The following is a 22,196-nucleotide window of genomic DNA, read 5'->3' as shown; positions in this document are numbered from 1 at the left end:
AACGGACGACCGCACTCGCACACGGGGGCACGAGGGAGGGGAGCAGCCATGGGGTCGGAGCAGATCCGCCGCTGGGAGTCGGGAGCGCTGGCGCACGCGGTGACGGACCCCTTCGGCCAGGGCCCCGTCCCCTGGCTCCGCGGCGACGAGACGTACTTCGACGACACCGGCCAGGTGGTCCCCTGGTACGTGGACGGAGCCCCGCAGCCGACCCCCGCCGACGGCCGGACCGGCACCGCTCGCGTCCCGGCCCCCCGCAGTGCAGGCGGCCCCCGAGCCGCGGACGACGTACGCCGCCAGATCAAGGGCTTCACCTCGACCAGCGCGGTCGCCCCCGGCGAGGCCATCGACTTCCACATCACGGTCGACCCGCCCCAGGAGTTCGGCGTCGACGTGTACCGCATCGGCCACTACGGCGGTGACGGCGCCGCCAAGATCACCACCAGCCCCCGCCTCTCCGGCATCGTCCAGCCGCCGCCGCTCGCCGCGGACCGCACGGTCTCCTGCCACCACTGGTGGCTGAGCTGGCGCCTGCAGATCCCCTCCTTCTGGAGCATCGGGGCGTACGTGGCCGTCCTGACCACCGCCGACGGCTACCGCTCCCACGTCCCGTTCACCGTCCGCCACGACCACCCGGCGGACCTGCTGCTCCTCCTGCCGGACGTCACCTGGCAGGCGTACAACCTCTACCCGGAGGACGGCCGCACGGGCGCCAGCCTCTATCACGCCTGGGACGAGAAAGGCTGTCTGCTGGGCGAGTCCGACGCGGCCACGACCGTCTCCTTCGACCGCCCGTACGCCGGCGCTGGCCTCCCCCTGCACGTGGGCCACGCCTACGACTTCATCCGCTTCGCCGAGGGCTACGGATACGACCTCGCCTACGCCGACGCCCGCGACCTGCACTCCGGCCGCGTCGACCCCACCCGTTACCGGGGCCTGGTCTTCCCGGGCCACGACGAGTACTGGTCGGCGAACATGCGCCGCACCGTGGAGCGCGCCCGCGACCACGGCACATCGCTGGTCTTCCTCTCCGCCAACACCATGTACTGGCAGGTGGAGTTGGGGCCGTCCCCGTCCGGTGTCCCCGACCGCCTCCTGACCTGCCGCAAGCGCAGGGGCCCGGGCCGGCCGGTGCTGTGGCGCGAGGTCGACCGCCCCGAGCAGCAGGTGGTCGGCATCCAGTACGCGGGCCGGGTCCCCGACCCCCACCCGCTGATCGTGCGCAACGCCGACCACTGGCTCTGGGAGGCCACCGGCGCCCATGAGGGCGACGAGATCGAGGGACTGGTCGCGGGCGAGGCCGACCGCTACTTCCCGCGCACCCAGCTCCCCGAGCACGACGACCGCATCCTGCTCGCCCACTCCCCGTACGCCGACACCGAGGGCACCATCCGCCACCAGGAGACCTCCCTCTACCTCGCCCCCTCGGGCGCCCTGGTCTTCGCGTCCGGCACCTTCGCGTGGTCCCCGTCCCTGGACCGTCCCGGACATGTGGACCCCAGAGTCCAGCGCGCCACCGCCAATCTGCTGGACCACATCTGCAAGCGCGACTGACCCCATACGCCACCGCCACCGACCCCCTGTCCCTGGTCAGGGTCCCGATACGGGACAATCGAGCCACTTGGGCCCACCCGCCGCCCACCACCACCCTATTCGGGCCCTACGGGCGCCCCTTTTTCTTCAACCACGGGGAGGAACCGTGTCCGGATTCGTAGAAAAGCCCGAGCCGATTCAGGTTCCGGGCCTGGTGCACCTCCACACCGGCAAGGTGCGTGAGCTGTACCAGAACGAGGCGGGCGACCTCGTGATGGTCGCCAGTGACCGTATCTCCGCCTTCGACTGGGTGCTGCCGACCGAGATCCCCGACAAGGGCAGCATCCTCACCCAGCTCTCCCTGTGGTGGTTCGACCAGCTCGCGGACCTGATCCCCAACCACGTCCTGAGCACCGAACTGCCCGAGGGCGCCCCGGCCGACTGGGCGGGCCGCACCCTCGTCTGCAAGTCGCTCCAGATGGTCCCGGTGGAGGCCGTCGCCCGCGGCTACCTCACCGGCTCGGGTCTCCTCGAGTACAACGAGTCCCGCACGGTCTGCGGTCTCGCCCTGCCCGAGGGCCTGACCGACGGCAGCGAACTCCCCGCCCCGATCTTCACCCCGGCCACCAAGGCCGCGGTCGGCGAGCACGATGAGAACGTCTCCTACGAGGAGGTCGCCCGCCAGGTCGGAGCCGACACCGCCGCCCGGCTGCGCCAGGCCACCCTCGCCGTCTATGCGCGGGGCCGGGACATCGCCCGTGACCGGGGCATCATCCTCGCGGACACCAAGTTCGAGTTCGGCTTCGACGGCGACACCCTCGTCATCGGCGACGAGGTCCTCACCCCGGACTCGTCCCGCTTCTGGCCGGTCGACCAGTGGGAGCCGGGCCGCGCGCAGCCCTCGTACGACAAGCAGTTCGTGCGCGACTGGCTGACCTCGGCGGAGTCCGGCTGGGACCGCAAGAGCGAGCAGCCCCCGCCGCCGCTGCCGCAGGAGGTCGTGGACCGGACCCGTGCCAAGTACGTCGAGGCGTACGAGCGACTGACCGGCACCAGCTGGTCGTAACGCGAAAAGCCCCCGGGAAACCGGGGGCTTTCACATGGAGCGAACGACGAGGTTCGAACTCGCGACCTCAACCTTGGCAAGGTTGCGCTCTACCAACTGAGCTACGTTCGCATGCGCCGTGGCGCGAGAACCACTATACCCAACCTCGTTCCCGCGCGAGCCGCACCGCCGCATGGCGGTTCTCCGCCCCGAGCTTCGACACGGCCGACGACAGATAGTTCCGTACGGTCCCCTGCGAGAGCGCGGCCCGCTCGGCGATCTCCGCGACGGGCGCTCCGTCGGCGGCGAGTTCCAGCACCTCGGCCTCGCGCGCGGTCAGCGGTGAGTCCCCGGCGGAGATCGCGTCGGCGGCCAACTCCGGGTCGACGTAGCGGTTTCCGGCATGCACCGTGCGGATGATCTCCGCGAGCCGCTGCGCGCTGACCGTCTTCGGGACGAACCCGCGCACACCGGCCCCAAGGGCCCGCTTGAGATGCCCGGGCCGCCCATGGCTGGTCACGATCAGCACCTTGCAGTCGGGCAGTTCGGTGCGCAGGGATGTGGCGACCTTCACACCGTCGGCGCCGGGCATCTGGAGATCCAGTACGGCGACATCGGGAGTGTGCGCCTTCGCCATCGTCAGCGCCTCGGGACCGGACGCGGCCTGGGCGACGATCACGAGGTCGTCCTCCAGCGCGAGCAGCGCCGCGAGCGCGCCCCGGATCAGGTGCTCGTCGTCGGCGAGCAGCAGTCGCACCGTCATGCCATGACCTCACTCACCCGCAGCGGCACCGAGGCCACCACTCTGAACACACCGTCACCCACGGGCCCCGCCTCCAACGTCCCGTCCACCGCCGCCAGCCGCTCCCGCAGCCCGGCCAGCCCCGAGCCTCCCGGTCCGGAAGGCGCGGCCACCCCGTCGTTCTCCACCTTCAGCACCACACACTCGCGAGTCACTCGCACATCCACCGCGCACCGCCCGGCATCTCCGTGACGCAGCACATTGGTCGTCGCCTCCCGCACGACCCAGCCGAGCGCCGACTGCACGTCCACCGGCAGCCCGGCCGCCTCCCCGGACACCTCGCAGCGAATCCCCGCCGCCTCCAACACGCCCTGCGCACCGGTGAGTTCGACCCCGAGATCGGCCTCCCGGTACCCCCGTACGACATCCCGCACCTCGCGCTGCGACTCCTGCGCGATGCGCTGCACCTCGACCATCTGCTCCTCGGCCTGGGGCCGCCCGCGCCGCGCCAGCTGCACGGCCAGCTCGCTCTTCAGGGCGATCACCGCGAGGTTCCGCCCCATGACGTCGTGCAGATCGCGCCCGAACCGCAGCCGCTCCTCGGCGACGGCGAGCCGGGCCCGGGTCTCGCGGGCCTCGTCGAGCTCGTAGACGGCGTTGAGCAGCCAGACGGAGAAGGCGGAGGTGAAGGCGAGGAATCCGCCGCCGAGGAGTACCACCAGCACGCTGATCAGGGCGGCCGGACCGGGCCTGCCCGCGAACGCCACGAGCCCCGCCCCGACGGCGAAGCCCGTGACGACGGAGTACATGCGCCGCCGGCTGCGCACACCGAGCGAGAAGATGCCCGCCCCGAAGATCAGCACGACGGCGAAGACCGAGCCGGCCGCGGTGTCGACGTCGTCCCCGCTCGGCCCGTGCTCCGCGATCACGATCGCCATGACGGCGACCGCCGCGGTGATCGAGCCGAGCGTCCACAGCATGTGGACGGGCTGCTCACGGCGGCCGAGCGTCCAGTCCAGCGCCCGCGCCGCGGTCACGGCACAGACCACGGCGTGCCCGGCCACCACCAGCGCCAGCGAGGCCGCGACCCAGGGCACCATCTCGCCGAAGAGCGGCAGCCCGATCGAGACGACCTCGATCAGCGCGAAGAAGTGGAACGACCATCGCGTGTACGTCTCCACCTTGGCCGGCGTGCTCTTCTGCCGCCACCAGCCCCCCGAACCGCTCATTTCCCCGCCCCCGCACTCAGCGCCGCGGTTCCCACCGGAACCACCGTCGTACAGCAAACACGCCCAGCGTGGCCCAGGCCAGTGCCGTCAGGAAGGCACCGAGAGCCTCGTACGCCGAGAGGTCCCCGGTCCAGCCGCCGCGTACCAGCGTGATCACCGGGGTGAGCGGCAGCAGCTCGCACACCGAGGCCATCCGGTCGGGCAGCACCTCCAGCGGCACCGTGATCCCGGAGCCCAGCATCGAGACCAGCATCAGCGGCAGGCCGGTGACCTGTGCGCTCTCCACGGTGCGGGTGAAGCTCGCGGTGACGGCGGCCAGGGACGCGCAGATCACCAGGCCCAGGAGCAGACCCAGGACGGCGAGGGCCACCGCCTTCGGTGCCGCCACGTCGAGAAGGACCGAGCAGCCGGCCGCCAGGAGCAGCGACTGCAGGAAGCTCGTGACGACGGCCGGCAGCGCGGCCCCGGCCAGGATCTCCACGTCCCGCAGTTCCCCGGTGCGCAGCCGCTTGAGGACGAGTTCCTCGCGCCGCCCGACGAAGACGCCCACGAGCGCCGTGTACACCGCGAAGAGCAGCGAGAACCCGATGGCGGCGGGCAGCAGAACCAGCCCCACGGTGAGCCCCGACTTCCCGAGGTCCACGTCCTGGAGGGCCGCCCGCACGCTGAACGGCAGCATCAGAGGCAGGAACATCGCGGAGAAGACCATGCCCCTGCTCCGCAGGAACAACGTCAGCTCGGCCCGTCCGAGCGCCGAGATCCGCCCGACCGGCGTGCTGAGAGTCGCGCCGCTCATGCCACCCGCTCCTTCATCTGTACCTTCTCGGCGATCCCGAGGAAGGCCTCTTCCAGCGAAGCCGACCGCACATCGAGCCCCCGCAGCTCGACCCCCGCCCCGGAGGCCCACACCAGCACCCCGGTCGCCGCCCGCTGCAGCTCCCGCGTCCGCAGCCGTACGACCCGGCCGTCGAGCTCGTGGGACAGCACCCCCAGCTCCCCGAGCGGCGGCAGATCGCCCACGAAGTACCCCTCGGGCAGTTCGAAGGAGATCCGTGAGGGCTGCCCTGCCGTCACCTCGGCCGGTGTCCCGGTGACCGCGATCTGCCCCTCGTGCAGGATGGCGAGCCGGTCGGCGAGGCCCTCGGCCTCCTCCAGGTAGTGCGTGGTCAGCAGCACGGTCGTACCGCCGTCGCGCAGTGCCCGCACCAGCTCCCAGGTGTCCCGGCGCCCTTCGGCGTCGAGCCCGGTCGTCGGCTCGTCCAGGAACAGCACCTCCGGATTCCCGAGCAGCGCGAGTGCCAGGTCCAGGCGCCGCCGCTCACCCCCGGACAGCTGCTTCACCCGTACGTCGGCCCGCCGGGCGAGCCCGACGAGCTCCAGCGCCTCCAGCGGAGGCCGCGCCCCGCTCACGCACCCCGCCCACATCCGGGCGGTCTCGGCGACGGTGAGCTCGGACGGGAACCCGCCTTCCTGGAGCATCACGCCGGTCCGGGGCCTGACGACGGCCCGCTCCTCGTAGGGATCGTGCCCGAGCACCCGCGCCCGGCCGCCGGTCGGCCGGGCGAGCCCTTCCAGCAGTTCCACTGTCGATGTCTTGCCGGCCCCGTTGGTGCCGAGCAGCGCGAAGATCTCGCCCCGGGCCACGGAGAAGCTGATCCCGCGGACCGCTTCGAACCCGCCCCCGTAGACGCGTCGCAGGTCGGTGACCTCAATCACGTTCGTGTTCATGGTCCAAGCATCTCGGCGCCCCGGGCCCGGAAGCAGTGCGCGCTGTCATCACTCGACATGACAAATGTCAGGGGTACGTCAACCACGAAAAAGCCCCCCGACAGAAGCCGGGGGGCCTTCGAATCAAGAGCGAACGACGAGGTTCGAACTCGCGACCTCAACCTTGGCAAGGTTGCGCTCTACCAACTGAGCTACGTTCGCATTGCCTCCGACCGGCTCTCACCGATCGGCGCGGACACCATCCTACCTGATCCACAAGAGTGGCCAGACGGTGGTGCAGAGCGGGTGACAGGAATTGCACACTGCGCCTTCCCCCTGGAAGGGGGATGTTCTGCTACTGAACTACACCCGCATGTACTCCGTGGGCTGGGCTTTTCCGTCCCCGCCCCTCGGCGTGCTCCAGACTCTAGCCGACCAGGTGGGGTGCAACGCAAGTCGGTTGTCCTCAGGGCCCGCTGACGGACCCTGAGCACGCCCTGTGAGCTGTCACTGCGCCGCGGCGAACGCCTCGTAGACCTTCTTGGGGATACGGCCACGCGCGGGCACGTCCATCTTGTTCGCCTGGGCCCAGGCGCGGACGGCGGCCGGGTCGGGGGCGACCTCCGTCTGCCGGTAGGCCTTGCCGGACTTCGACCGCTTGCGGCCGGCGTCCACGTAGGGCTCGAGCGCCTCACGCAGTTTCTTGGCATTCGCTTGATTCAGGTCGATCTCGTACGACTTGCCATCGAGTCCGAAGGCGATCGTTTCCGCCGCTTCCGAGCCGTCGATGTCGTCAAAGAGAGTGACCACGACCTTCTGCGCCACGAATATCGGTCCCTTCATACGGCACTTGCCAATTCATTTGTACAGTGCCCGACAATGCAATGGGAAGCCCGACTAAATCCTTCCGCGTGTCTGAGCGCAATAGGTATCGGGTGTCGATCGGGGATCTTTCCTGGAAATTTTCGTGAACACGGCCGTTGATACCGGATCGTGACGGCAGTCACGTAGTTTCCTACAAGTCGACGCGCGTAGAAATTTTGTGCGGGTAGTCTGAAGACACTGTTGGACAGACACCTTCAGGAACCTTGCTCAGCACCACACACCGGGAGTGCCAGTGGCACGCGTCGTAGTCGACGTCATGCTCAAGCCGGAGATCCTCGACCCCCAGGGCCAGGCGGTGCAGCGCGCACTGCCGCGTCTGGGTTTCGAAGGCATCTCCGACGTACGTCAGGGAAAGCGATTCGAACTGGAAGTTGACGGACCGGTCGACGAGGCCGCGCTCGCCCGCATCCACGATCTTGCGGAATCCTTCCTCGCCAACACCGTGATCGAGGACTTCACGGTGAAGGTGGAAGAAGTCGCGGAGGCCGCGAAGTGACCGCTCGTATTGGCGTCGTCACTTTCCCGGGGAGTCTCGACGACCGGGACACCCAGCGCGCGATCCGCCTCGCGGGTGCCGAACCGGTGGCCCTCTGGCACAAGGACAAGGACCTTCACCAGGTCGACGCCGTGGTGCTGCCCGGCGGATTCTCCTACGGCGACTATCTGCGGGCCGGCGCCATCTCCCGCTTCTCGCCCGTGATGGCGACGGTCATCGAGCAGGCGAAGGCCGGACTCCCGGTCCTCGGTATCTGCAACGGCTTCCAGATCCTCACCGAGGCCCACCTCCTCCCGGGCGGAATGCTCGGCAACGACCACCTCCACTTCATCTGCCGCGACCAGAAGCTGCGGGTGGAGAACGCGGAGACCGCCTGGACCGCCGACTACGAGTCCGGCCAGGAGATCCACATCCCGCTGAAGAACATGGACGGCCGGTACGTCGCCGACGAGTACACCCTCGACAAGCTCGAGGCCGAGGGCCGTGTCGCCTTCCGGTACGTCGTCCGTGGCAAAGCCACTGATGGATGCGGCAACCCGAACGGCTCGCTCCGCGACATCGCCGGCATCACCAACGAGGCCGGGAACGTCGTAGGCCTCATGCCGCACCCGGAGCACGCCGTCGAGCCGCTCATCGGCTCCGGCCGCACCGACGGTCTCCCCTTCTTCACCTCGATCCTCAAGAAGCTGGTCAACGCATGAGCCGGACGCCTCTGGACACGGTCGAGCACGCGGCCGCGACCCCCGACGTCGAGCTGCCCTGGGCCGAACTCGGTCTGAAGAAGGACGAGTACGAGCGGGTCGTGGAGATCCTCGGCCGCCGGCCCACCGGTGCCGAGCTCGCCATGTACTCGGTCATGTGGTCCGAGCACTGCTCCTACAAGTCCTCGAAGGTCCACCTCCGCCAGTTCGGCGAGAAGGCCCCCCAGTCCGATGCGCTGCTCGTGGGCATCGGCGAGAACGCGGGCGTCGTGGACGTCGGCCAGGGCTACGCGGTCACCTTCAAGGTCGAGTCGCACAACCACCCGTCGTATGTCGAGCCCTACCAGGGTGCGGCCACCGGTGTCGGCGGCATCGTCCGCGACATCATCGCGATGGGCGCGCGCCCGGTCGCGGTCGTGGACCCGCTGCGGTTCGGCGCGGCCGACCACCCCGACACCAAGCGTGTGCTGCCGGGTGTCGTGGCGGGCATCGGCGGCTACGGCAACTGCCTCGGCCTGCCCAACATCGGCGGCGAGGTCGTCTTCGACTCCTGCTACCAGGGCAACCCGCTGGTCAACGCCGGTGCCATCGGCGTCATGCGGCACGAGGACATCCACCTCGCGAAGGCGTCGGGTTCGGGCAACAAGGTCATCCTGTACGGGGCCCGTACGGGCGGCGACGGCATCGGTGGCGCGTCCATCCTGGCCTCCGAGACCTTCGACGACGCCAAGCCCTCGAAGCGCCCCGCCGTGCAGGTCGGCGACCCCTTCCAGGAGAAGCTCCTCATCGAGTGCACCCTGGAGGCCTTCAAGGAGAAGCTGGTCGTCGGCATCCAGGACCTCGGCGCGGCCGGTCTGTCCTGTGCCACCAGCGAGCTGGCCTCCAACGGCTCCGGCGGCATGCGAGTGACGCTGGACGACGTACCGCTGCGTGACTCCACGCTCTCGCCCGAGGAAATCCTCATGAGCGAGTCGCAGGAACGCATGTGCGCGGTCGTGGAGCCGGAGAAGGTCGACCGGTTCCTGGAGATCTGTGAGAAGTGGGACGTCATCGCCACCGTCATCGGTGAGGTGACCGACGGCGACCGCCTGGAGATCTACTGGCACGGCGGCAAGATCGTCGACGTCGACCCGCGGACCGTGGCGCACGACGGCCCGGTCTACGAGCGTCCGTACGCCCGTCCGGAGTGGCAGGACGCCCTTCAGGCGGACGACGCCAACAAGCTGGCCCGGCCCGCTTCGAGCGAAGAGCTCAAGGCACAGGTGCTCCAGCTGGTCGCCTCTCCCAACCAGGCGTCCAAGAAGTGGATCACCTCGCAGTACGACCACTTCGTGCAGGGCAACACGGTGCTGGCCCAGCCCGAGGACTCGGGCATGATCCGCATCGACGAGGAGACCGGCCTCGGCGTCGCCATCGCGACGGACGGCAACGGCCGTTACGCGAAGCTGGACCCGTACGCGGGCGCCCAGTTGGCGCTCTCGGAGGCGTACCGCAACGTGGCGACGACCGGCGCCAAGCCGCTCGCCGTCTCCGACTGCCTGAACTTCGGCTCGCCCGAAGACCCGGCTGTCATGTGGCAGTTCGCGGAGGCCATCCGTGGACTGGCCGACGCGTGCCAGCAGTTGGGCACCCCGGTGACCGGCGGCAACGTCTCCCTCTACAACCAGACGGGCGAGGTGGCCATCCACCCCACCCCGGTGGTCGCGGTCCTGGGCGTCATCGACGACGTGGCGCGTCGCACGCCGGTCGCCTTCCAGGAGGAGGGCCAGCTGCTGTACCTCCTCGGTGACACGCGTGAGGAGTTCGGCGGTTCGGCCTGGTCGCAGGTCGTGCACGACCACCTCGGCGGCCTTCCCCCGAAGGTCGACCTGGAGCGTGAGCGGCTGCTGGCCGAGATCCTGATCTCCGCCTCCCGCGACGGCATGATCGACTCCGCGCACGACCTCTCCGACGGAGGCCTGATCCAGGCGGTCGTGGAGTCGGCTCTGCTCGGCGGCAAGGGCGCGCGTCTGGTCGTACCGGACGGGCTCGACGCCTTCACCCTCCTCTTCTCCGAGTCGGCGGGGCGTGCGGTCGTCGCCGTGCCGCGCTCCGAGGAGCTCCGCTTCAACGACATGTGCGGTGCGCGCGGCCTGCCGGTCACCCGCATCGGTGTCGTGGACGGGGACACGGTCGAGCTCCAGGGCGAGTTCGAGCTGTCCCTGGAGGAGCTGCGCAAGGCGCACGAGGAGACGATCCCGGCGCTGCTGGCGTAAAGCCTTTCGCACATACGAAGTTGAAGGCCCCGACCGTCCAACGGCCGGGGCCTTCACTTGTGTTAACTTCTGCCGATCATCGATGCACGCGGGGGATGAGGATCGGTGGAGTTCCTGCGGATACCCGGCCGGGGCGGCCGGCTCAGTGACCGGCTCAACCGGCTCGTGGTGATCACCGCGGTGCTCGGCATCGGGGCGGGCGGCTGGGGGCTGTGGCTGGAGACCGAGGAGCACCTCGATCGCGCCGCCAGCCGGGAGAAGATCACGAAGGCCTGCGACGGCCTGGTCGACCCGGACCCGGTGCTCGGTCTCGACGGTGGCACGGACCGGGCGCGTCCGGGGAGTGACGAGGACGACGTGATGTTCGACCTCGACGACTCCGACGCCCTCGGCACGCTCCCCCAGAAGTGCGTGATCTACCGGGTGGGGAAGCCGGGCACCTCGTACAACCACTTCCAGCTGTCCGTCTGGCAGACTCCGTCCGACGAGTATGCGCAGATCGTCGACGGCTGGGACGACCCGTTCGAGCGGTGGACGCGGGAGGCGGACAGCACGCGGGAGGCCGCCGAGTCGGCCGCGTATCCGCTGGGTGACGGGCGGCTCGGCCTCTACTACGACAACGCCGTCGCCGTGAAGGCCGTCTGCGCGAACGAGCCGGACCACGTGACCTCGCTCAACGCCATGACGATCGCCCACTACTCCGAGGACACCGAGGTCACGGACGCCGACCGCCGGACCCTCGCCGCGCTGGCCCGCACCGCCGCCGAACGCCTCGCGGCCAAGACGGGCTGCACGACCGAGCTCCCCGCCCTCCCGGCCGAACTCCCCACACCGAGCAAGCGGTTGACGGCCGCGGCGTCGGCGAAGGGCACCTGCGCCTGGTACGCCACGCACATCGAGGACCAGGGCCGCGGCCGTCTCCCCGACCGCGCCCTCGCCACCCCGGCCGGCGCCCACGCCCCGGAGGAGAGCTGTCTGCTCGCGGTGGACGACGAGGAGGTGGACCGCATCTGGTCCGACCTCAGTGACAAGGAGATCGGGGACCGCGACACACCGGGCACCCCCTGGTGGCTGCGGACCGAGTCGTTCTTCGGCGACGAGGCCGGAGAGGTCGAGGCGGAGGGCCTGGGGACCGACCAGACACCCCTCGCCCCCGGCACGGCCGGCTTCGACGACACCGCCAACGTCTGGTGGGCCTCCGCCACCTGCGCCGGCGAGCCCGCGATCCACACGCTGACCGTGCCGTACCCCTACGACAAGTACATCCGCCCGAGACTGCGCGCGCTCTTCAAGGCATACGTCGACGATGTCGCCGCCCGCCGTGGCTGCACCGGCGTGAAGTTCCCGTCGGACTTCACGTCCTGACCGGGGCCGGCGCGGGCACCGGCGCACCCGCCTGGGGCAGCCGCAGCGCCAGCGCCACACACAGGGCCATCAGCCCGGCCCCGCACAGGAACACCGCGTCCATGGCGGAGACGTAGGACGCCGTGCCCGTCCCGTCGTCCAGCCGGGTCAGCAGCGTGCCGAAGACGGCGGCGCCCAGGGCCGTGCCCAGAGTCTGGAAGAAGCGGATGGCGGTCGTGGCGACGCCGAGCTGGTGGCGCGGGGCCGCCTCCTGGACGAGCTGGATGAGCTGCCCGATCAGCTGGCCGAAGCCGACGCCGAGGAGGAGGAGTTCGGCGCGCAGCCACCACAGGGAGGTGTGGGTGCCGGTGGTGGCCAGCAGAAGGAAGGCGATGGCGGTGACAGCCGAGCCGGTGATCACGAACGTTCGCTCGGGGCGGCCGCGTTCGGCGAGCCTGCCCGTGACGATGCCGACGGCCGTCATGCCGAGCGCCATGGGGATGAGGAACAGTCCGGCCGAGGCGCTGTCCATGCCCCGGGCGACCTGGAGATAGACCATCACGTAGTAGATCGCGCCGACCATGCCCGCACCGACCAGGCCCTGGATCGCGAAGCCCCAGCGCAGCTCCCGGATACGGAACATGGAGAGCGGCAGGATCGGTTCGGCGGCGGTGACCTGGCGACGCAGGAACAGCGCGAGGGCGGCGGCGGAGGCCAGCGCGAGGCCGGCGATCTGCGGTGACGACCAGGCGTACTGCCGGCCGCCCCACTCGGTGACCAGCAGGAGTGCGGTGGAGAAGGCGGCGGCGAGGGCGGCGCCCAGGAAGTCGATGCGGTGACCGCCGCCGTGCCGGGGGAGCTTCAGGACGAGTGCGCCGAGTACCAGGGCGGCGGCGCCGAGCGGCAGGTTGACGTAGAAGATCCACCGCCAGCTCGCGTGGTCGGACAGCATCCCGCCGATCCACGGGCCGATCGCCATGCCCCCGCCGGCGAGGATCCCGCCCATGCCCGCGCCCTTGGCGTCCCGCTCGCCGGGCCCCCTGAGCTGGGCGATCACGACCATCGTCACGCTCATCAGTCCGCCGGCCCCGATGCCCTGGACGGCCCGGGCCGCTATGAGCTGACCGATCGACCGGGCCGCGCCGCACAGCGCCGAGCCGAGGAGGAAGGTGCCGACGGCTCCGAGGAAGACGTGCTTGGCGCCGAGGACGTCGCAGAGCCTGCCGTAGAGCGGCAGCACCGCGGCCGAGGCCAGCGAGAAGGCGCTGACCAGCCACGGGATCTTGTCGATGCCGTGCGCGGGGTCGAGGTCCCGGACGATCGGGACGGTCGCGGCGGACACGATCTGCATGTCCAGGACGGCCAGGACGATCGTGACGAGGCAGACGAGAAAGCCGATTTTCCGCTGGGTGTCGGACATGAGGGTCTCTGGGGTCTCGGTCATGGGCAGCACCATGCCGATATTTATGTACTGAGTCAATCTTTAATCTCGACCTAAAATTCATCTTGGTACAGTGATGCCATGGCTTTTGCTGAGGGGATGGGGCTGCGCGAGCGCAAGAAGCTCCAGACGGCGTTGCGGATCTACCGGACCGCTGTCGAGCTGTTCGTCGAGAAGGGGTTCGACGCCGTCTCCGTGCAGGAGGTCGCCGACGCCTCAGAGGTCTCCAAGATGACCGTCTTCAACTACTTCGGTACGAAAGAGGACTTGGTCTTCAAGCCCATGGAGGAGCACTTCTCCGACCCGGCCCGTGCCGTGCGCGAGCGGGCGCCGGGCGAGTCCGCGGTGGAGGCCGTGCGCCGGCAGTTCCTGGCGATGGTCGAGAGCCGAGACCCCTCGATCGGCCTGCACAGCGAGCCCTTCGCCCGCCGGATCCGCACGGTCATCATGGCGACGCCGGTCCTGCGGGAGCGTGCCTATCTGTCGTCCGAGAAGGGCGCACGCGAACTGGCCGACCTCCTCACCGAGGAGACCGGCGACCGCACCCTGGCCCTGATCGCCGCCGCCACCCTCACCGCCGCCCGCCAGGCCCTGGTCGAGGAACACCATCTGCGCATCGACGCCGGCGAGTCCGTGGACGAGGTCGCCGCCGACGCCGCCGAACGGGCCGAGAAGGCCTTCGCGTTGGTGGAACAGGGGCTCGGCGGATACGCACGCAGGAAGTGAACGCCCCGGGCACCTCAGCCTGTCCGGCGTTGGAGGACGAGGGTTTGCCGTCCCGATCCCCACCCGCCCGTGTCTTTCAGCCTGTTCGGCGTCCGGGGATGAGGCCCTGCCGTCCCGATCCCCCACCCACCCGCATCTTTCAGCCCGTCCGGCGTTTGAGGACGAGGCCCTTCGGGCCGATGGAGGTCCAGGGGGCGGAGCCCCCTGGGGGCGGGGTCGAAGGGGCCGCAGCCCCTGGAGGATGGGACGGGTAGGGGCGGCGGGGGCGAGGAAACCGAGGGCGCACCCGCACGACACCCCCACCCACCCGCCCACGACCGCGAGATCTTCGATGCGCCCCACCACGAACCGCCGCCCCGCCTAGGCTTGATCACATGCCACCGGCCAAGAAGCGCGCCCGCACCTACGACCCCGCGAAGATCCGCACCGCGGTACTCACCCAGTTCGGGCACGTACGGCAGGCCGTCGGCACGCTGAGCGAGGAGCAGCTCGCGAGCCCCACCCGCCTCGGTGACTGGACCGTCCGCGACCTGGCCGCGCACATCACGATGGCCGTCGACGCGATCAGCCGTGCCCTCGACCGCGACGAGCCGGAGAAGCCCGCCCTGACCCTCCTGGAGTGGCCCTCCACCACCGCCCCCCGGGCGGACGACATCGACGACGGCACCCGTGACCTCGCCGCCGCCCATCCCGACCTCGAGGCCCTGTACGCCGACACCGAGGAACGCTTCGCGCGCAAACTCGCGCAGACCCCCGGCGACCGCCTCATCGGCAGCCGCACCGGCGCCATGACCCTCGCCGACTACCTGGTCACCCGCACCGTCGAACTCGTCGTCCACACCGACGACCTGAACGCCGCGCTGCCGGGCCTCGACATCCCGTACGACCGCCAGGCCCTGGCCGCCTGTACCCGCCTCCTCGCCGACGCCCTCGCCGCGAAGGCACCCGGCGGCTCGACCGAGGTGCGGATCCCGCCGTACGCCGTCGTGCAGTGCGTCGAGGGGCTCCGGCACACCCGCGGCACCCCGCCCAATGTCGTCGAGACCGACCCGCTGACCTGGATCCGCCTTGCGACCGGACGGGTGGCGTGGCCGGAGGCGATCGAGGACGCGAAGGTCAGCGCCAGCGGGGAGCGGGCGGATCTTGGCGGATTGCTGCCCCTGATGGGGTGAACCGGTCGCCGACAAGGAACCGGTCTCCCGCCCCTCCCGTCCCATCGGCATGGACAAACAGCGACTGATCCTCGTGGTCCTGACCGTGCTCCCGCTCGCCGCGGCCTGCGGCACCGACAAGGCGGGCAGCGGTTCGGTCGGCGCCGAGAAACCCGTCACCGGAGTCCACTGGAGCGTCGACAGCGTCACCGTGGACGGCAAGGCCCACAAGGCACCCGACGGGGCGAACGTGGAGATGAAGGACGGCAAGGCCGCGGGCAACTACGGCTGCAACCACTTCAACGCCAAGGTCACCACCGCCGAGGACGGCACCATCCGGCTCAGCCACGCCACCACCACCAGGATGGCCTGCGAGAAGCCGGTCATGACCTTCGAGCAGACCCTCGCCGACACCCTGGTCGGCGGTGCTCTGAAGACCGCCGTCACCGACGACCACCTCACGCTCACCACCGCGAGCGGAGACACAGTGCGACTGACCGAGTCCGCCGAGTCCACCAGCTGAGAGGTGTGCGACACCTCACTCATATATCCGGAGGGCCGTCGATACACCGCGCTGACCAGCCAAAACGAAAAAACCGCCAAAGCGGTCGCCGCCCGGTGGCTCAACAAAGGCACGTATCCCCAATTCGGACCAGTGGTCGACCTCGCCTACACTCGGAAACGTGCCACGTGGTGACGGTCGACTCAATCATGATCTGCTCCCCGGCGAGAAAGGCCCCCAGGACGCTTGCGGCGTCTTCGGAGTCTGGGCTCCGGGTGAAGAGGTCGCCAAGCTCACTTACTTCGGGCTCTACGCCCTCCAGCATCGGGGCCAGGAATCCGCGGGTATCGCGGTCAGCAACGGCTCCCAGATCCTCGTCTTCAAGGACATGGGGCTCGTTTCCCAGGTCTTCGACGAGACCTCTCTCGGTTCGCTCCAGGGTCATATCGCGGTCGGTCACGCCCGCTACTCGACCACCGGCGCCTCCGTCTGGGAGAACGCCCAGCCGACGTTCCGTGCCACCGCGCACGGCTCGATCGCGCTCGGCCACAACGGCAACCTGGTCAACACGGCGCAGCTCGCCGAGATGGTCGCCGACCTCCCCAAGGACACCAACGGCCGCTCGACCCGGGTGGCCGCCACCAACGACACCGACCTGCTCACCGCGCTCCTCGCGGCCCAGGTCGACGACGACGGCAAGCCGCTGACCATCGAGGAAGCCTCCCCGAAGGTCCTCCCCCAGGTCCGCGGCGCCTTCTCCCTCGTCTTCATGAACGAGCACACCCTCTACGCCGCCCGTGACCCGCAGGGCATCCGCCCGCTGGTTCTCGGCCGCCTGGAGCGCGGCTGGGTCGTCGCCTCCGAGGGTGCCGCCCTCGACATCTGCGGTGCGAGCTTCGTCCGTGAGATCGAGCCGGGCGAGTTCATCGCCATCGACGAGAACGGTCTGCGCAGCTCCCGATTCGCGGAAGCGAAGCCCAAGGGCTGTGTCTTCGAGTACGTCTATCTGGCCCGCCCCGACACCGACATCGCCGGCCGCAACGTCTACCTCTCCCGTGTGGAGATGGGCCGCAAGCTGGCGAAGGAAGCCCCGGTCGAGGCCGATCTGGTCATAGCGACTCCGGAGTCCGGCACCCCGGCGGCGATCGGTTACGCGGAGGCGAGCGGAATCCCGTTCGGTGCGGGTCTGGTGAAGAACGCGTACGTCGGTCGTACGTTCATCCAGCCCTCGCAGACGATCCGGCAGCTCGGCATCCGTCTGAAGCTGAACCCGCTGAAGGAAGTCATCAAGGGCAAGCGCCTGGTCGTCGTCGACGACTCGATCGTGCGCGGCAACACCCAGCGGGCGCTGGTGCGGATGCTCCGCGAGGCCGGGGCGGCCGAGGTCCACATCCGGATCTCCTCCCCGCCCGTGAAGTGGCCCTGCTTCTTCGGCATAGATTTCGCGACCCGTGCCGAGCTCATCGCCAACGGCATGACCATCGACGAGATCGGCACCTCGCTGGGCGCCGACTCCCTGGCGTACATCTCCCTCGACGGCATGATCGAGGCGACCACCATCGCCAAGCCGAACCTGTGCCGCGCCTGCTTCGACGGCGAGTACCCGATGGAGCTCCCGGACCCCGAGCTGCTCGGCAAGCAGCTCCTGGAGACCGAACTGGCCGCCGGTCCGGCGGCCACGGCGGCGGCCGACGCGATCCGTCGCCCGTAAGCCCGCGCTGTGCCTTTTTTTGAATACGTCTGCAGTACGACACGAAAGTTCTCACCGTCATGTCTGAGACAACTGGTGCCAGCTACGCAGCCGCGGGCGTCGACATCGAAGCGGGAGACCGCGCCGTAGAACTCATGAAGGAGTGGGTGAAGAAGACCCAGCGCCCCGAGGTCCTCGGCGGCCTCGGCGGTTTCGCCGGCCTCTTCGACGCCTCCGCCCTCAAGAACTACGAGCGTCCCCTCCTCGCCTCCGCGACCGACGGCGTCGGCACGAAGGTCGACATCGCGCGTCAGCTGGGCGTCTACGACACGATCGGCCACGACCTGGTCGCGATGGTCATGGACGACATCGTGGTGTGCGGTGCCGAGCCGCTGTTCATGACCGACTACATCTGCGTCGGCAAGGTCCACCCCGAGCGGGTCGCCGCGATCGTCAAGGGCATCGCCGAGGGCTGTGTCCTCGCCGGCTGCGCCCTGGTGGGCGGCGAGACGGCCGAGCACCCCGGTCTGCTGGGTCCGGACGACTTCGACGTCGCCGGCGCCGGTACGGGCGTCGTGGAGGCCGACCGGCTGCTGGGCCCGGATCGTATCCGTACGGGTGACACGGTCATCGCCATGGCGGCGTCCGGTCTTCACTCGAACGGGTACTCGCTCGTCCGCCACGTCCTGCTGAACGAGGCGGGCCTGTCCCTGGACGCCCGGATCGACGAGCTCGGCCGCACGCTCGGCGAGGAGCTCCTGGAGCCCACCAAGATCTACTCGCTGGACTGCCTGGCGCTCACCCGCACCACCGACGTGCACGCGTACAGCCACGTCACGGGAGGCGGTCTCGCGGCCAACCTGGCCCGCGTGATCCCCGACGGGCTGCACGCGGTCGTCGACCGCTCCACCTGGACCCCGGCCCCGATCTTCGACCTCGTCGGCCGGACGGGTCAGGTCGAGCGCCTGGAGCTGGAGAAGACCCTCAACATGGGCGTCGGCATGATCGCCATCGTCCCCGAGGAGTCGACCGACGTGGCCCTGACGACGCTGGCCGACCGTGGGCTCGAGGCCTGGGTGGCCGGCGAGATCACGGACCGCGGTGACCACACCACGGGTGCCGAGCTGGTCGGCACGTATTCGATCTAGAGCACCAAGAGCGTCTACGCCGCAGAGAGCCTGACGGCAGCGCAAAACCCGGTCCGGTGGTGTGGACCACATCGGACCGGGTGAAGCGCAGCTGGAGCGTCAAGCGCCGCGGCGTTGAGACGTGGGACCGGACTCGTCGTCCTCGTCCTCATCGTCGTCGTTATAGAGATCCGCGTACTGGGAGTACGGGTCGTCTTCGTCCTCGTCGTCCTCGAACGGCTCGCCATTCGGCGGCTGATTCGAAGTCGAAGCGCCCAGCTCATTGGCCAGACGCGAGAGGTCAGTCCCGCCGCTGCTGTACTTCAGCTGGCGGGCGACCTTCGTCTGCTTGGCCTTTGCCCGGCCGCGCCCCATGGCTCGACCCCCTCGGATACGGGGCTCGATGGCCCCAGAGTCTTGACACGCGTTCATGATCTGGAACGGGCTCTCCGCAGAGAGACCGGTCCGTAGGGCTTCCACGGTACCTGAGCCCACGCCCGTACGGTACGTCGCCCGCAGGACGTGCCTGGACCCACAACCCTCAGAGTGCCCTGTCCCTGCTGGTCAACCGCGATTTTAACCACTTCTCGGCGGCCGACCCGCCGACGAACGTGAGAGTTCTCTCTAAGCGCTCGTCGGCGGGTACCGGCCATGGTGCCGCGGACGCCGGATCAGCGCGCCCTGCGGGCCACCGCCGCCTCGTGCATCCGCTGCTCGGCGATCCGGTCGGCCGCGGCGGCCGGCGGGATTCCATCCGCCTTCGCACGTGCGAATATGGCGATCGTGGTGTCGTAGATCTTCGCCGCCTTCGCCTTGCACCGCTCGAAGTCGAAGCCGTGCAGCTCGTCGGCGACCTGGATGACCCCGCCGGCGTTCACCACGTAGTCCGGCGCGTAGAGGATCCCGCGGTCGGCGAGGTCCTTCTCCACGCCCGGGTGGGCGAGCTGGTTGTTGGCGGCGCCGCAGACCACCTTGGCGGTCAGTGCCGGGACGGTGTCGTCGTTGAGGGCGCCGCCGAGCGCGCAGGGGGCGTAGATGTCGAGGCCCTCGGCGCGGATCAGGGTCGCGGTGTCGGCGACGGCCGTCACGCCCGTCGGATGCGCGGCGAGGATTCGCCCCACGGCCTCCTCGCGGACGTCCGTGATGACGACCTCGGCGCCCTCCGCCCGCAGGTGCTCCACCAGGTGCCGGCCGACCTTGCCGACGCCCGCGATACCGACCTTCCGCCCGGCCAGCGAGGGGCTGCCCCACAGGTGCTGGGCGGAGGCGCGCATGCCCTGGTAGACGCCGAAGGACGTCAGCACGGAGGAGTCGCCGGCGCCGCCGTTCTCGGGGGAACGCCCGGTCGTCCAGCGGCACTCGCGCGCCACGACGTCCATGTCGGCCACATACGTACCGACGTCACAGGCGGTGACGTAGCGACCACCGAGCGAGGCCACGAACCGGCCGTAGGCGAGCAGCAGCTCTTCGGTCTTGACGGTGTCCGGGTCGCCGATGATCACGGCTTTGCCACCGCCGTGGTCCAGGCCGGCCATGGCGTTCTTGTACGACATCCCGCGCGCGAGGTTCAGGGCGTCGGCGACGGCCTCCTCCTCGGTCGCGTACGGGTAGAAGCGCGTGCCGCCGAGTGCGGGGCCCAGCGCGGTGGAGTGGATGGCGATGACGGCCTTGAGGCCGCTGGCACGGTCCTGGCAGAGCACGACTTGCTCATGACCGCCCTGGTCCGAGTGGAACAGGGTGTGCAGGACGCCGGCTGATACGTCGGTCACTGTGGTGACTCCTGGGTAAAGAGCGGCGGTTGGGACCAGCTCCCGTAAGGGTGGCGGGCGCTGTGAGCATGAGATTAGAGCCTGGGTGCCGCTGCCCACGGCGCCGTGCTCAGGATCACCTACCGGCGGTGTACGCCCGTGCGACGATTTGCATAGATTTCCCGCCCGTTTGTGAGCGGGTTCCGCAGGTTTTCCTGGCAGTGGGCGGGGGAGGGAGCAGGCGTGCCCAAGGTGTCCTCGGTGGTCGTCCCGTACGCGACCTATCTCCGCGTGTACGAGCCGCTGGCCGCCTTCCCGGAGCCGGAGCGCGGCCACTGGACGCGCTACGCCCGCCGCCCCGACCGCCCCTCGTACCAGGACGAACTGCGCCGCTCCCTGGCCGACTTGCTGCCCACCCCGCCGATCCCGGTGCCGGTGCACGAGAGCGCCGACGCGTTCGTGCTGGACGTGGACGGGGTGGTCTGCGTCTGTCCGTGGCGGACCCGGCTGCGCGGCTGGCAGGCCCTCCAGGAGCTGCCCGAGGAGCTGCCCAAGCCGGTCCTGGACGCGGTGCTGCCGGAGGTCGTACGGCGCCAGGCGGCCCAGGACTACGAGCGCTGGCTGGTCCGCAACCCCGACGCCCGGCCCTGGATCCGCACCTCGACCTGGCAGGTGCCGCTGCACTGGTTCGTGCTGGTGACCGACGAGGAGCGGTCCTTCGACAAGGGCTCGGGCGAGATCCCGCCGACGCTGCGCTACCGGACGCCGATGGTGCAGGCCCGGCGGCGGGTGGCGCGGGCCCTGCGGACCCTGAAGGACACCGTCGACGAGGGGCCGCTGACCGACGGCCTGGTGGACGTGGGGCGTTGGCTGGAGGAGTTCCACCCGCGCTCGCACGTCGAGCTGGACTACGGCGGGCTGGTGCACACCCTGCCGCCCGGCGAGCTCGAGGACGACCACTCGGCGGCCGACGTGGCCGCGGGCATCGAGGCCTTGCGGCTCGGCGACGGGGCGGCCGCGGGAGAGGCGTACACGCGGCTCGTGGAGCGGTGGCGGTCGGTGCGGGACCGGCGGTCCGCGAACTAGACGTTCGTGAACTGAGTGTGCCCTGGGTCACTTTGGTCACGAACTGGCGTTTGACCTGACGCCCGTTTTGGGGTTTCGTCCTCGGTCAAGGTGTCACCAAGTTTCCCCTGATGCTCCGCCAACAAGGGACGTAGGTCCCGATCCGGGCGTACGCCTCACTGCGTGCCAAGCGTGACGGACCGCACGTACCCGGCTCTTGCATCTCTTCCCCCTCCTCATGCCAAAATAGGACAAGGGGCCCGGGGGAGGTTCCGCTTTGGGGGGTCTGGTGACTCCTGATCGCTCTGTGACTGATCGTCACAGTGGCGTGACTGTCCGCTATGGCATGGTCCATCGGCCTCTGTCGCCGATGAACACCTGGGGGGCAATTCCATCGGTTTGGCCGACGCGGCTGGACAGATGGTGTAGTTGTAGTGCCGAGGACAAGCCGTTCGTCCTATAACCGACTCGACCCGCACACGCCATTTCGGGCAACGCGGGTCAAGGTGCAGAATTTAGAGGAAAGAACCGAGAAGGTTCGGTTCTCCCGAGGAGGCCGCTCATGACCGCTCGCACCCCTGATGCCGAGCCGCTGCTGACCCCGGCTGAGGTCGCCACGATGTTCCGCGTCGACCCGAAGACGGTCACGCGGTGGGCGAAGGCTGGGAAGCTCACGTCCATTCGTACGCTCGGCGGGCACCGCCGCTACCGCGAGGCGGAGGTCCGCGCATTGCTCGCGGGCATCCCCCAGCAGCGCAGCGAGGCCTGAACCAACTGAATAACGGACAAACCGGTAGGTCCCCCAACGT

Annotated in this window: 21 protein-coding genes and 3 tRNA genes; 13 read left to right on the top strand and 11 right to left on the bottom strand. The window is 69.5% G+C overall.

All coding sequences use genetic code 11. The annotated features are described in order from the left end of the window. Positions 1-48: 48 nt before the first annotated feature. Complete coding sequence (locus OHU89_RS24145; RefSeq protein ID WP_405645767.1) at positions 49-1,554, top strand: N,N-dimethylformamidase beta subunit family domain-containing protein; 1,506 nt, start codon at positions 49-51, stop codon at positions 1,552-1,554. 145 nt (positions 1,555-1,699) lie between these two features. Next, complete coding sequence (locus tag OHU89_RS24140) at positions 1,700-2,599, top strand: phosphoribosylaminoimidazolesuccinocarboxamide synthase (protein WP_405645765.1); 900 nt, start codon at positions 1,700-1,702, stop codon at positions 2,597-2,599. A gap of 35 nt (positions 2,600-2,634) precedes the next feature. On the opposite strand, the gene OHU89_RS24135 is transcribed toward OHU89_RS24140, so the two are convergent. The 8 genes from OHU89_RS24135 to OHU89_RS24100 all read right to left on the bottom strand — a co-directional run bounded on the left by OHU89_RS24135 (position 2,635) and on the right by OHU89_RS24100 (position 7,081). After that, a tRNA-Gly gene (locus tag OHU89_RS24135) sits at positions 2,635-2,710 on the bottom strand. A gap of 22 nt (positions 2,711-2,732) precedes the next feature. Next, entirely contained in the window at positions 2,733-3,341 is a 609-nt protein-coding gene (locus OHU89_RS24130) for a response regulator (protein WP_405645763.1), read from the bottom strand. Then, positions 3,338-4,549: a sensor histidine kinase gene (locus tag OHU89_RS24125; protein WP_405645762.1), complete on the bottom strand. Its 1,212-nt coding sequence runs from the start codon at positions 4,547-4,549 to the stop codon at positions 3,338-3,340. Before OHU89_RS24125 ends, OHU89_RS24130 begins: the two co-directional genes overlap by 4 nt. A gap of 16 nt (positions 4,550-4,565) precedes the next feature. Then, the gene (locus OHU89_RS24120; protein WP_405645760.1) at positions 4,566-5,345 is read right to left on the bottom strand and encodes an ABC transporter permease; all 780 of its coding nucleotides are present in this window, start codon (positions 5,343-5,345) and stop codon (positions 4,566-4,568) included. Beyond that, positions 5,342-6,277: an ABC transporter ATP-binding protein gene (locus tag OHU89_RS24115; RefSeq protein ID WP_266890396.1), complete on the bottom strand. Its 936-nt coding sequence runs from the start codon at positions 6,275-6,277 to the stop codon at positions 5,342-5,344. Before OHU89_RS24115 ends, OHU89_RS24120 begins: the two co-directional genes overlap by 4 nt. A gap of 128 nt (positions 6,278-6,405) precedes the next feature. Continuing rightward, positions 6,406-6,478: transfer RNA gene (locus OHU89_RS24110), tRNA-Gly, on the bottom strand. A gap of 79 nt (positions 6,479-6,557) precedes the next feature. Beyond that, positions 6,558-6,629: transfer RNA gene (locus OHU89_RS24105), tRNA-Gly, on the bottom strand. Between the two features lie 134 nt (positions 6,630-6,763). Then, positions 6,764-7,081, bottom strand: coding sequence for an Lsr2 family protein (locus OHU89_RS24100; protein WP_405645758.1), 318 nt, complete (start codon positions 7,079-7,081; stop codon positions 6,764-6,766). Between the two features lie 292 nt (positions 7,082-7,373). Between OHU89_RS24100 and purS the strand changes: the two genes are divergently transcribed. The 4 genes from purS (at position 7,374) to OHU89_RS24080 (ending at position 11,958) form a co-directional block, all read left to right on the top strand. Next, entirely contained in the window at positions 7,374-7,637 is a 264-nt protein-coding gene (gene purS, locus OHU89_RS24095) for a phosphoribosylformylglycinamidine synthase subunit PurS (RefSeq protein ID WP_015659417.1), read from the top strand. After that, complete coding sequence (purQ, locus tag OHU89_RS24090) at positions 7,634-8,338, top strand: phosphoribosylformylglycinamidine synthase subunit PurQ (protein ID WP_405645756.1); 705 nt, start codon at positions 7,634-7,636, stop codon at positions 8,336-8,338. Before purS ends, purQ begins: the two co-directional genes overlap by 4 nt. After that, a complete protein-coding gene (purL, locus tag OHU89_RS24085) occupies positions 8,335-10,593 on the top strand; it encodes a phosphoribosylformylglycinamidine synthase subunit PurL (RefSeq protein ID WP_405645755.1) in 2,259 nt (752 codons plus the stop codon). Before purQ ends, purL begins: the two co-directional genes overlap by 4 nt. Positions 10,594-10,698: 105 nt before the next feature. After that, complete coding sequence (locus tag OHU89_RS24080) at positions 10,699-11,958, top strand: hypothetical protein (RefSeq protein ID WP_405645753.1); 1,260 nt, start codon at positions 10,699-10,701, stop codon at positions 11,956-11,958. Here the strand turns inward: OHU89_RS24080 and OHU89_RS24075 are convergent. Next, positions 11,948-13,381, bottom strand: a complete 1,434-nt coding sequence (locus tag OHU89_RS24075) for an MFS transporter (RefSeq protein WP_405645752.1) — start codon at positions 13,379-13,381, stop codon at positions 11,948-11,950. The two genes, OHU89_RS24080 and OHU89_RS24075, sit on opposite strands and share 11 nt — an antisense overlap. A gap of 78 nt (positions 13,382-13,459) precedes the next feature. Between OHU89_RS24075 and OHU89_RS24070 the strand changes: the two genes are divergently transcribed. From OHU89_RS24070 to purM, 5 genes are all read left to right on the top strand, one after another. Then, the gene (locus tag OHU89_RS24070; RefSeq protein WP_266890405.1) at positions 13,460-14,104 is read left to right on the top strand and encodes a TetR/AcrR family transcriptional regulator; all 645 of its coding nucleotides are present in this window, start codon (positions 13,460-13,462) and stop codon (positions 14,102-14,104) included. Between the two features lie 374 nt (positions 14,105-14,478). Beyond that, positions 14,479-15,276: a sterol carrier family protein gene (locus OHU89_RS24065; protein ID WP_405645751.1), complete on the top strand. Its 798-nt coding sequence runs from the start codon at positions 14,479-14,481 to the stop codon at positions 15,274-15,276. 49 nt (positions 15,277-15,325) lie between these two features. Next, complete coding sequence (locus tag OHU89_RS24060) at positions 15,326-15,778, top strand: META domain-containing protein (protein ID WP_405645749.1); 453 nt, start codon at positions 15,326-15,328, stop codon at positions 15,776-15,778. 160 nt (positions 15,779-15,938) lie between these two features. Then, a complete protein-coding gene (purF, locus tag OHU89_RS24055; protein WP_266890411.1) occupies positions 15,939-17,468 on the top strand; it encodes an amidophosphoribosyltransferase in 1,530 nt (509 codons plus the stop codon). A 59-nt stretch (positions 17,469-17,527) separates the two neighbouring features. Beyond that, entirely contained in the window at positions 17,528-18,595 is a 1,068-nt protein-coding gene (gene purM / locus OHU89_RS24050; protein WP_266890413.1) for a phosphoribosylformylglycinamidine cyclo-ligase, read from the top strand. 99 nt (positions 18,596-18,694) lie between these two features. On the opposite strand, the gene OHU89_RS24045 is transcribed toward purM, so the two are convergent. Both OHU89_RS24045 and OHU89_RS24040 read right to left on the bottom strand, forming a co-directional pair. Beyond that, entirely contained in the window at positions 18,695-18,949 is a 255-nt protein-coding gene (locus OHU89_RS24045) for a DUF3073 domain-containing protein (RefSeq protein WP_266890415.1), read from the bottom strand. A gap of 296 nt (positions 18,950-19,245) precedes the next feature. Beyond that, the gene (locus OHU89_RS24040; protein WP_405645747.1) at positions 19,246-20,343 is read right to left on the bottom strand and encodes a Leu/Phe/Val dehydrogenase; all 1,098 of its coding nucleotides are present in this window, start codon (positions 20,341-20,343) and stop codon (positions 19,246-19,248) included. Between the two features lie 222 nt (positions 20,344-20,565). On the opposite strand from OHU89_RS24040, the gene OHU89_RS24035 reads away from it, so the two are divergent. Beyond that, on the top strand, positions 20,566-21,408 hold the full coding sequence (locus tag OHU89_RS24035) for a hypothetical protein (protein WP_405645745.1): 843 nt from the start codon (positions 20,566-20,568) through the stop codon (positions 21,406-21,408). 541 nt (positions 21,409-21,949) lie between these two features. After that, entirely contained in the window at positions 21,950-22,156 is a 207-nt protein-coding gene (gene bldC / locus OHU89_RS24030; RefSeq protein WP_003949541.1) for a developmental transcriptional regulator BldC, read from the top strand. Positions 22,157-22,196 lie beyond the last annotated feature (40 nt).

This window comes from Streptomyces sp. NBC_00019 (genome assembly GCF_045041015.1).
In the GTDB taxonomy this organism is placed as follows: Bacteria; Actinomycetota; Actinomycetes; order Streptomycetales; family Streptomycetaceae; genus Streptomyces.
The sequence above is the reverse complement of the archived record's forward strand: the minus strand, read 5'-3'. Positions and strand labels throughout refer to the sequence as shown.